Raw genomic sequence first — 9,043 nt, forward strand, 5'->3', positions numbered from 1 at the left:
CGGGGACCCCCTCTGTCGCCTCCGGCGACATCTCCCCCTCGAGGGGGAAGATTACACGCTCGGCTGTTTGCAGACGTGACATACCGGTTCCCCTTCTTATATGATAAAGGTACTCCACTAAAGCGGAGGCGCCTCCGTTTATTACGTGGGGGTTGACCCGGCCGGGTTCAAGCCCCCTGACACGATGTGGAGAAAAAATTGGCCACCGAGCCGTCCGCCATTGCTGAACAGAAAGCTGACGCCGCAGAGACAAAACCCCTGCGCGCCGATGCGCAGCGCAACCGCGATCGGCTGGTCGAGGTGGCCGCCGCCATGTTTGCCGAGCGCGGCATCGATGCTTCGCTGGAGGAGATCGCGCGCCGCGCCGGCGTCGGCATCGGCACGCTCTACAGGCATTTCCCGACGCGCGAGCATCTGGTCGAGGTGGTCTATCGCCGTGAGGCGGAGGGACTGTGCGCGGCCGCCGGCGAGCTCGCCGGAAAACATCCGTCCGATGTCGCGCTGGAACAGTGGATGCAGCGCTTCGTCGACTACATCGCCACCAAGCGCGGCCTGGCGACCAGCCTGCGCATCCTGCTCACCACAAATTCGACGCTGTTTTCCGACACGTCGGGCCGGGTGTCGCAAGCCTTGCGGCAACTGGTCGAGGCGGCGGTGGCCGACGGCACTATCCGCGGCGACGTCGATGCTTCGGACGTGCTGCACGCGCTGTCCGGCATCTACTCGGCGCCCGACACCCCCGAATGGCGCGACCGCTCGCGCCGGCTGGTCAAGCTCTTGATGGACGGGTTGCGTTTTGGGGCTGTAAAGGCACGGTGAGGGCGACCAGATTCCGGCCGTGCAACAACCTGACCTGTCCATGATTTGAGGGGCATCCGATGTATGTAGGCCGTTCCGATCTCGCAAATCTGCCGCGACATCGAGATCGAGCTGCGCGGCGGGCTTGGCGAGGCTGACCTGCCCAAGCCGTTGCTGCCGGTCAACGATATCGCGACCTAGGCAGGATCGTAACGAAGGTGCAGGTCCGATCTCAGCGGCCAGCCGGCTGGAACAACTCGACGAGATTTCCGGAAGGGTCCACCAACAGGATTTGCGATCCGCCGGGGCCGGTCACGATATCGTTGCGGAACGACACTCCGGCGGCGCGCAGGCGAGACACCTCGGCCGATATGTCGTCGACGAGAAGGTGAATGCGATTCCAGCCACCAGGCCGCGGTTGTTCGCCGTCGGGCATCGGTCATCCGGCGGAGCTGGTCGGCCCGCTGAGCAAGAGCCGCAACGATCCGCGCTTGACGTCCGCGAAGGCGGGCACATGCTTGGAGAGAAGCGAAAAGCCGAGATGTTTGCCATACCATTCGATGGCCGCTTCGACATCGTCGACCATGTAGCGCACATTGACCGTGGGTTCCGACATTCCTGCCTCCCGATGTTGGAGCCGCCGGGCCGGGGGTGTACGCTCGGCGGTTTCCATGGCTGTTACGTTTGTCAGCAAGCCTAATTAGAGTGGCTCGACGCTCCCACCAGGTGAACCGCGCTGGCGACGCGCATGAAAAATCTGGCGTGCATGTCACATCAGCGGATCCTGGCTCGTCATGATATCGGCACCAACAGAAGGAAGCCAATCATGACTGCAAAACTTGATCTCTTCACCGCCGCCCCTTCACTGATGAAGGAATGGCAGCGCGCATCCTTTGCCATTTCCGCCAGCCTTGAGCCGAGCCTGGCCGAGCTTGTGAAGATACGGGCGTCCCAGATCAACGGCTGCGCCAACTGCCTCAACATGCATACGGTGTTTGCGCGCGAGGACGGCGAAACCGAGCAGCGCCTCTACCTCCTGGCAGCCTGGCGCGAGGCGCCTTGTTACACCGATCGTGAACGCGCCGCGCTCGGCTGGACCGAAGCGCTGACGCGGATCAGCGAAGGACATACGCACGAAAGCGCCTATGATGCCCTGAAGGCCGAGTTCACGCCGGAGGAACAGGTGAAGCTCACCTTGATGATCAATGTCATCAACGGTTACAACCGCCTTGCGGTCGGTTTCGGCGGCTGGGCCGATCCGGCGGCAATCCGGTCCGCGGCCAAGGCGGCCGCTGCCTGATGACGGACGCGGGCCCCGAGGGTACAGCGCCGGATTTCGGTGTGCTCGGACCAAAGCTCAGGCGCGTCGCCTACCGCATGCTCGGCTCCGTGGCGGATGCCGAGGATATCGTGCACGAGGCCTTCATCCGCTGGATGAGGGCCGACCGCAGCGATGTACGCGAGCCCGAAGCGTTCCTGCGCCGCACGGTCACGCGGCTCTGTCTCGACCAGCTCAAATCCGCGCGCCGCCGGCGCGAAAGCTATATCGGCCCCTGGCTTCCCGATCCGCTTGTGGAAGAGGACGACGAGGAAGACGTCACCTTGCCGCTGATGCTGGTGCTGGAGCGTCTTTCCCCGCTCGAGCGGGCAGCGTTCCTGCTGCACGATGTGTTCGGGCTGGGATACGAGGAGGTCGCCGCCGCCATCCAACGCGAACCCGCCACTTGCCGCCAGCTCGCTGCCCGCGCGCGCGCCCATGTCCGGGAGGCGCGACCGCGTTGGCCTGGCGCTGGCCGAGGCGTTTTTCGCCGCCTCGCGCAACGGCGACATGAAGGCGCTGGGGGCGATGTTGACGGCCGATGTCAGCGCCCATGCCGATGGCGGCGGCAAGCGTCCGGCCGCCACGGATGTGGTCCTGGGGTTCGATGCCGTCATGCAGCAATATGAGCGTGTGGTTGCCTGGCTCCAGGAGAACCGCTCGACACTTGTTCGGATTGGTTTCGTCAACGGATTGCCCGGCTTCGTCACGCTGGAAGCCGATGGCGAACTGCAGACGACCGCGCTCGACATCGAGGACGGAAAGATCGCGGCCATCTACGTGATGCGCAATCCCGACAAGCTCAGGCACCTGCATTGAAACCTGTCGCCCAAAAAGCGGGCGGCTATCCCTTCGCTTCGACCAGGATCACCAGCGACTCCGGCACCACGCCGTCGTGGGCCATGGCGTCGGCGGCCGCCTTGCTCTGCATCAGCGCGGCCATCTTATCCATGTCCGGAACGTCCATCATCACGGCCACACGTTTCGGGTTCTGCGGATCGACGAAAGTGCGGATGTTGGTGATCCCAAGCGTGCCGAAAAGCTCCTTGCGCTTGGGTGAATTGAGCCAGTGCTTGCTGTCTTTCGTGATGTTGTGGTGGCCGATAATGGTTGGCATGGCATCCTCCCTGGTTCTACGCAATTCCCAAGGGAAAGCGCTTATGCGCTTTTCCAGGGAAAACCGTTTCACGCTTTTCCCGGAATTGCTGAGGTGACGCCGGCGGTCCATATCGCCCGCCTGATGCTGCGATCCACCTGTGCCCGGCAGTGAGCGCCGTTTCTCCCGGCCTGTCAATTAGCTGTTGCTGATGGATGGTGGGCGTTTTGTGGGCCTGCTGGCGCCTCGGGGAACGCTCAAACATCGAGGCAGACCTTGCCGAAATGCTTCTGGGATTCGTAGTGCGCGAAGGCGGTGGCGATGTCCTGCAGCGGGAAATGGCGGTCGACCACTGGCTTCAGGCGGTTGATCTCTATCGCCCGGATCATGTCCTCCTGGTCGGCCCGGCTGCCGATGGAAATGCCGCTGATCCGGATCTGGTTTGAAAACAGGGCCGGGATCGACACTTCCGCCGCAAAGCCGGTCAGCACGCCGATCAGGGCGATGTGACCGCCCGTCCGGCAGGCAGCTATCGACTGCGCCAGCGTGGCGGGGCCGCCGACCTCGATCACGTGATCGACGCCGCGTCCGTCGGTCAAATCCTTGGCCTTGCGGCCCCAGTCCGGCACGGCATTGTAGTTGATGACGGTGTCGGCGCCGAGCCGCCTGAGCCTCTCCAGCTTCTGCTCGTCGGATGACGTGGCGATGATCCGGGCCCCGGCTGCCTTGGCGAATTGCAGTGCAAACAGCGATACGCTGCCCGTACCGAGGACCAGCACGGTGTCACCGGGCTTCACCTTGCCGCACACAACCAGGCCCCGCCAGGCGGTCACACCGGTGCAGGTGAGGGTTGCCGCCTCGACATGCGTATAGCCTGCCGGTGCCCTGGTGAAAGCGTGCGCCGGCATGCAGACATACTCGCTGGCGAAGCCGTCAAAACTTTCCCCCGGAATGTCGCGCCGGGTCGAGGGCGTCATGTCGCCGTCCAGCCACCAAGGATAGAAAACGCTGACGACGCTGTCTCCGGGCTTGAACGCATTGACATCGCCGCCGATGGCAATCACCTCGCCGGCGCCATCGGATAGCGGAACGCGGCCGTCAACGAACGGTGTCTTGCCCTGCACCGCGAAATCGTCACGCAGGTTCAAGGCGCAGGCCCGGACCCTGACCAGCACATCACCCGGTCCTGGCCGAGGTGGATCTTCCTCGACCAGGTCGAGATTGCCCAGGCCGCCCGGCGCTCTCAGCCTGACCAGTCTCATTGTCTTTCTCCGACGTGTGAGGTGTCTAAAATTGGGATGGCGGGCTGGACTTATCGCCGGGCTTGCCGGCCGGAGATCACCCTCAGCCAGGGCGCCAGATGGAAGGCACTCATCAGAAGATACATCGCCGCCATTCCGGTGAGTGGCGAGGAGCCCATGCACAGCATGGCCGCGTCGCCGCCCTGAATGCAGGAGAGCAGCGCCATCATTGCGAAGGTAGGGGCCGCGGCGAGGCATAGCCAGTCGGCGATACTGAGGGGGAACGCATTGGTGTTTTCGGAGATCGCTCCGCTGGTGGCTGTATGGATATCGAGCATGGTCCTTATCCTTTGATTGTCATGCCGGTGCGAGGCCAGAACTTGGGTTCCTCGCCCCCACGGAGTGGGGGAGAGGTGGCTCGGCGAAGCCGAGACGGAGAGGGGGAATGGCGCAGACATAGTCAGACGAAGCGTTGTTAGGCCGGCACCCTACGAAGTCCCCCGCTTCGCGGCCACCTCTCCCCCGCCTTTGGCGGGGGCGAGGAACCCAAGCTGGATAACTGGCGTCACTCTCGCCAATCCTTACTCGCCCTTGTCCCTGAACGCCGCTTCGCCGGCAGCCGACACTTCGGCCCATTTCTTGTCGTGCCCCGCATCGTAATTGTCGTGCCAGTTCCACCACGAGTAGAGCGGGGTCTGCGGATAGCCTTCGGGCGAATCCTCCCAGATCTCCTGGCGGCCGAGCGGCGTCGCGTCGAGATAGCTCCAGACGGTGCCCATCGCTTCGTCGCCGCGGCTGTTGATGAAATAGGTGCGGAAGATGCGGTCGCCATCGCGGATGAAGACATTGTGGCCGTGCCATTCGTCGACGCCGAAGTCTTTGTCGAAACTGTCGGTGATGGTGTACCAGGGCATCTCCCAGCCCATCTTCTGCTTCAGCCGCGCAATGTCGGCCTGCGGGGCGCGCGAGGCGTAGGCAAGCGTGGTGTTGCGGGCGTTGAGATGGGCGAGGTGGCCGACCTGATCGGCGCCGAGCGAACAGCCGCGGCAGGCATGCTCGGGCCAGCCGAACACGCCGGGCTCGAAGAAGGCGCGGTAGACGATCAGCTGGCGGCGGCCTTCGAACAGATCGAGCAGGCTCGCCTTGCCGTTCGGCCCGTCGAACACATAGGCCTTGTCGACTTCCATCCACGGCATGCGCCGGCGCTCGGCGGCCAATGCGTCCTTGGCGCGCAGCGTTGCCTTCTCCTTCACCAGCATCTGTTCGCGGGCGGCTTCCCAGTCCTGCCTTGAAACGATCGGCGGGGTCTTCATTGCGGTGTGCTTGGTCATTGGTCGTCTCCTTGTCAGTTTGCCGCCGCACTGTCGCGACGTGTTGCTGCTTGCTGGCCGTGAGGTAGGGTAGGGCGGTCAGGCGCGGCGGTGGGAGTTACAGATGTGACGGGATTTGAATCGTGCGGCCCGCCGCAGCAGGGATGACGAATTCGTCCGGCGTGCCTGGCCGTGTCGATTGTCGCGTCGAGAGGCAGATCGGCTGAACTGGGCATCTTCTTCTCCGTTGGCGTGCCGTCGGTTGTCGGCACGGCTTGCTGGTTGACGGTGCTGGCTTAAGTTAGGGCGGTGAGGCGCGGGGGTGGGAGTTACAAGTGTGACGGGATTTGAATGGACTCGCTGATCACCGCGGCGGCACTGGCGCTGGCCGGGGGCGATCCGCTTGGCGCGCTGGATCGCGTCGCCTTGCGCGAAGATCCGCCGGCGCTGGCGCTGCGCGGCATTGCGATGGCGCAACTCGGCGATCTCGATCGCGCCAAGGCGCTGCTGCGGCGGGCCGCGCGTGGCTTCGGCCCGAAAGAAGCGGTGGCGCGCGCCAGATGCGTCGTCGCCGAGGCCGAGATCGCGCTGGTCTCGCGCGACCTCGGCTGGCCGGCCAAGGCGCTCGATGCGGCGCGCGCAACTCTGGAAAAGCACGGCGACCGGTTGAACGCCGCGCATGCCGGCCACCTCAAAGTGCGGCGTCTGCTTTTGATCGGCCGTCTCGACGAGGCTGAAGACGTGCTGGCCGGGCTCGACCCGGCACCGCTTCCGCCGGCCTCGCGCGCCGCGCACGAGCTCGCCGTCGCCGGCATCGCGATGCGGCGCCTGAAGACGAAGCCAGCGCGCAGGGCGTTGGAGTGGGCACGCCACGCCGCCCGCCGGGCCGGCATTCCGGGCTTGGTCGCGGAGGTCGACAGCGCGTTCCTGGCGCTGGACACGCCAGCCGCGCGGCTGATCACGGGTGGCGAGCAGCGCCCCGTGCTGCTCGAGGAGGTCGAGGCGTTGCAGGCGTCGCCGGCACTGCTGGTCGATAGCTTTCGCTATGTCGTGCGCAGGCAGGAGATCATGGTCTCGCTGGCAACGCGCCCGGTGCTGTTTGCGCTGGCACGCACGCTCGCCGAAGCATGGCCAGGCGATGTGTCGAGGGCAAGATTGATCGCTGAAGCCTTCGGCGGCAGGCACGCCGATGAATCGCATCGGGCACGGCTGCGGGTCGAGATCGGCCGGCTGCGCGCCGAATTGCGCGGGCTGGCCGACATCGGCGCGACCAGCCAAGGCTTCGCGCTGGCGCCGCGCCAGGCGCGCGAGGTGCTGGTGCTGGCGCGGCCGATCGAGGAGCGCCACGCGGCGGTGCTGGCCTTCCTTGCCGATGGTGAATCGTGGGCGTCCTCGGCGCTGGCGCTGGCGCTTGGCATCGGCCAGCGCAGCGTGCAGCGGGCGCTGGAGCAGCTTGGCGAGGCCGGCAAGGTGCAGTTTTTCGGTCACGGCCGGGCGCGCCGCTGGATGACGCCGCCGGTGGCGGGATTCACGACCACCTTGTTACTCCCGGCGCCATTGCCGAGTGGTTAGTAAGGGACATCGGACCATCTCAGTGAGGATAGAGACATGAAACAGTCAGCCGCCGAAATCCTGCGCGAATACGGACCCTTTGCCGATGTGGAGAGGGTGCATGGGGTGAGCTTTGACGGCAACAATGTCTGGTTTGCCTCGGGCGAGAAGCTGAACGCCTTCGATCCGGAGAGCGGGCAGGCGCTGCGATCGATCGATGTCGCGGCACATGCCGGCACCGCCTGGGACGGCCAGCATTTCTTCCAGCTTGCCAATGACCTGATACAGAAGATCGACCCTGATACCGGCCAAGTGCTGGCGACCATTCCGGCGCCCGGCGGCGGCAGTGACTCCGGGCTCACCTGGGCCGAAGGGACGCTCTGGGTGGGGCAATACCGCGAGCGCAAGATCCACCAGATCGACCCGGAGACCGGGGCAATCCTGCGCACCATCGAATCCAACCGTTTCGTCACCGGGGTGACATGGGTCGACGGCGAGCTGTGGCACGCCACCTGGGAAGGCGACCAGAGCGACCTGCGCCGCGTCGACCCGCAGTCGGGCAAGGTTCTCGAGAAGCTCGACATGCCGGCCGGCATCGGCGTGTCGGGGCTTGAATCCGATGGCGGCGACCGCCTCTACTGCGGCAGCACATCCGCCGGGGTGGTGCGGGCGGTGCGCCGGCCGCGGTGAGGCTGACGCCGAGGTCACACTTGCAGGCGAACTTCGACAATTTGTCGCTGTCGGCTGGCCGTCGCCCCCTGTCGAACCTAGATAGGCTGTGCACCGGGCGGACCGCCTGGACCCGCTTTGCAAAGGACCCCGACATGCCTGAACAGTCCACCATGCCTGCACAGATTGCGTTGAACGACGGCTCCGCCATTCCCCAGCTCGGCCTTGGCGTGTGGCAGGTCGATCAGGATATCACCGCTGAAGTGGTGGGTTGGGGCATCGAGGCCGGCTATCGCCTGATCGATACCGCCGAAGGCTACCAGAACGAGGAGGGGGTCGGAGAGGCGATCCGTGGCTCCGGCGTGCCGCGCGGCGAGCTGTTCATCACCTCGAAACTGCGCAACGGCGCGCACCAGCGCGATGCGGCCTTGCGCGCCTTCGACGAGACGATGGGCAAGCTCGGCATCGAGCAGCTCGACCTGTTCCTGATCCACTGGCCGGTGCCCAGCCAGGACAAATATGTCGAGGCCTGGAAGACGCTGGTCGAGCTCAGGCAGGCCGGCCGCATCAAGTCGATCGGCGTTTCAAATTTCAACCAGGACCATCTGGAGCGGATCATCGCTGAGACCGGCGTGGCGCCCGTCGTCAACCAGATCGAGCTGCATCCCCAGTTCCAGCAGCGCGGCCTCAGGGATTTTCATGCCAGGCATGACATCCGCATCGAAAGCTGGAGCCCGCTGGGCAGCGGCCGGCTGCTCGGCGATCCAACCCTCGCGGGCATCGCCAAGAAGCATGGCAAGTCTGTCGCCCAGGCGATCATCCGCTGGCATCTCCAGGAGGGGCTGATCGTCATTCCAAAATCGATCCGCAGGGATCGCATCGCCGCCAATTTCGATGTCTTCGATTTCGAGCTCGATGCCCAGGACCTGCAGACGATCCGCGGCATGGATTCAGCCACCGGCCGCACCGGACCGAACCCCGCCACCGCCGCGTTCTTGTTCTGAGGGGCAAGTTTGAAGGAGCCGGCGGTGGAACTGCCAATCTCCCCCCAAGTGGGGGA

General features: G+C 64.9%; 9 protein-coding genes and 2 pseudogenes. 6 read left to right on the forward strand and 5 right to left on the reverse strand.

Annotation, left to right across the window (positions count from 1 at the left end):
• Positions 1–198 precede the first annotated feature (198 nt).
• Complete coding sequence (locus FCU66_RS03420) at positions 199–819, forward strand: TetR/AcrR family transcriptional regulator (protein WP_136621726.1); 621 nt, start codon at positions 199–201, stop codon at positions 817–819.
• A 211-nt stretch (positions 820–1,030) separates the two neighbouring features.
• On the opposite strand, the pseudogene FCU66_RS03425 reads toward FCU66_RS03420, so the two are convergent.
• Positions 1,031–1,414: pseudogene (locus FCU66_RS03425) on the reverse strand (VOC family protein).
• A 210-nt stretch (positions 1,415–1,624) separates the two neighbouring features.
• Here FCU66_RS03425 and FCU66_RS03430 point away from each other — a divergent pair.
• Complete coding sequence (locus FCU66_RS03430; RefSeq protein WP_136621727.1) at positions 1,625–2,098, forward strand: carboxymuconolactone decarboxylase family protein; 474 nt, start codon at positions 1,625–1,627, stop codon at positions 2,096–2,098.
• Positions 2,098–2,935: pseudogene (locus tag FCU66_RS03435) on the forward strand (sigma-70 family RNA polymerase sigma factor). Before FCU66_RS03430 ends, FCU66_RS03435 begins: the two are co-directional and overlap by 1 nt.
• 25 nt (positions 2,936–2,960) lie before the next feature.
• On the opposite strand, the gene FCU66_RS03440 reads toward FCU66_RS03435, so the two are convergent.
• The 4 genes from FCU66_RS03440 to FCU66_RS03455 all read right to left on the reverse strand — a co-directional run bounded on the left by FCU66_RS03440 (position 2,961) and on the right by FCU66_RS03455 (position 5,784).
• Positions 2,961–3,233: a hypothetical protein gene (locus FCU66_RS03440; protein WP_136621728.1), complete on the reverse strand. Its 273-nt coding sequence runs from the start codon at positions 3,231–3,233 to the stop codon at positions 2,961–2,963.
• Positions 3,234–3,469: 236 nt separating this feature from the next.
• Positions 3,470–4,474 (reverse strand): zinc-dependent alcohol dehydrogenase family protein, encoded by a 1,005-nt coding sequence (locus FCU66_RS03445; protein WP_136621729.1) that lies wholly within the window; start codon positions 4,472–4,474, stop codon positions 3,470–3,472.
• 50 nt (positions 4,475–4,524) lie between these two features.
• On the reverse strand, positions 4,525–4,791 hold the full coding sequence (locus tag FCU66_RS03450) for a hypothetical protein (protein ID WP_136621730.1): 267 nt from the start codon (positions 4,789–4,791) through the stop codon (positions 4,525–4,527).
• A gap of 243 nt (positions 4,792–5,034) precedes the next feature.
• Entirely contained in the window at positions 5,035–5,784 is a 750-nt protein-coding gene (locus tag FCU66_RS03455; RefSeq protein ID WP_136621731.1) for a DUF899 domain-containing protein, read from the reverse strand.
• A gap of 330 nt (positions 5,785–6,114) precedes the next feature.
• Here FCU66_RS03455 and FCU66_RS03460 point away from each other — a divergent pair, with 330 nt between their 5' ends.
• The 3 genes from FCU66_RS03460 (at position 6,115) to FCU66_RS03470 (ending at position 8,987) form a co-directional block, all read left to right on the forward strand.
• A complete protein-coding gene (locus FCU66_RS03460; RefSeq protein WP_136621732.1) occupies positions 6,115–7,335 on the forward strand; it encodes a helix-turn-helix domain-containing protein in 1,221 nt (406 codons plus the stop codon).
• Positions 7,336–7,371: 36 nt separating this feature from the next.
• Positions 7,372–8,004 carry a Vgb family protein gene (locus FCU66_RS03465; RefSeq protein ID WP_136621733.1) on the forward strand — a complete coding sequence of 211 codons (633 nt, stop codon included), beginning with the start codon at positions 7,372–7,374 and terminating at the stop codon, positions 8,002–8,004.
• A gap of 134 nt (positions 8,005–8,138) precedes the next feature.
• Positions 8,139–8,987 carry an aldo/keto reductase gene (locus FCU66_RS03470; protein WP_136621734.1) on the forward strand — a complete coding sequence of 283 codons (849 nt, stop codon included), beginning with the start codon at positions 8,139–8,141 and terminating at the stop codon, positions 8,985–8,987.
• Positions 8,988–9,043: the final 56 nt, after the last annotated feature.

The organism is Mesorhizobium norvegicum, from assembly GCF_004919685.1.
Taxonomy (GTDB): Bacteria; Pseudomonadota; Alphaproteobacteria; order Rhizobiales; family Rhizobiaceae; genus Mesorhizobium; species Mesorhizobium norvegicum.

What these genes read in the sequence shown, in the direction of transcription:
- FCU66_RS03430 (WP_136621727.1), top strand. Translation starts at nt 1,625, where the DNA reads ATGACTGCAAAACTTGATCTCTTCACCGCCGCCCCTTCACTGATGAAG.
- FCU66_RS03440 (WP_136621728.1), bottom strand. Translation starts at nt 3,233, where the DNA reads ATGCCAACCATTATCGGCCACCACAACATCACGAAAGACAGCAAGCAC.
- FCU66_RS03445 (WP_136621729.1), bottom strand. Translation starts at nt 4,474, where the DNA reads ATGAGACTGGTCAGGCTGAGAGCGCCGGGCGGCCTGGGCAATCTCGAC.
- FCU66_RS03450 (WP_136621730.1), bottom strand. Translation starts at nt 4,791, where the DNA reads ATGCTCGATATCCATACAGCCACCAGCGGAGCGATCTCCGAAAACACC.
- FCU66_RS03455 (WP_136621731.1), bottom strand. Translation starts at nt 5,784, where the DNA reads ATGACCAAGCACACCGCAATGAAGACCCCGCCGATCGTTTCAAGGCAG.
- FCU66_RS03460 (WP_136621732.1), top strand. Translation starts at nt 6,115, where the DNA reads ATGGACTCGCTGATCACCGCGGCGGCACTGGCGCTGGCCGGGGGCGAT.
- FCU66_RS03465 (WP_136621733.1), top strand. Translation starts at nt 7,372, where the DNA reads ATGAAACAGTCAGCCGCCGAAATCCTGCGCGAATACGGACCCTTTGCC.
- FCU66_RS03470 (WP_136621734.1), top strand. Translation starts at nt 8,139, where the DNA reads ATGCCTGAACAGTCCACCATGCCTGCACAGATTGCGTTGAACGACGGC.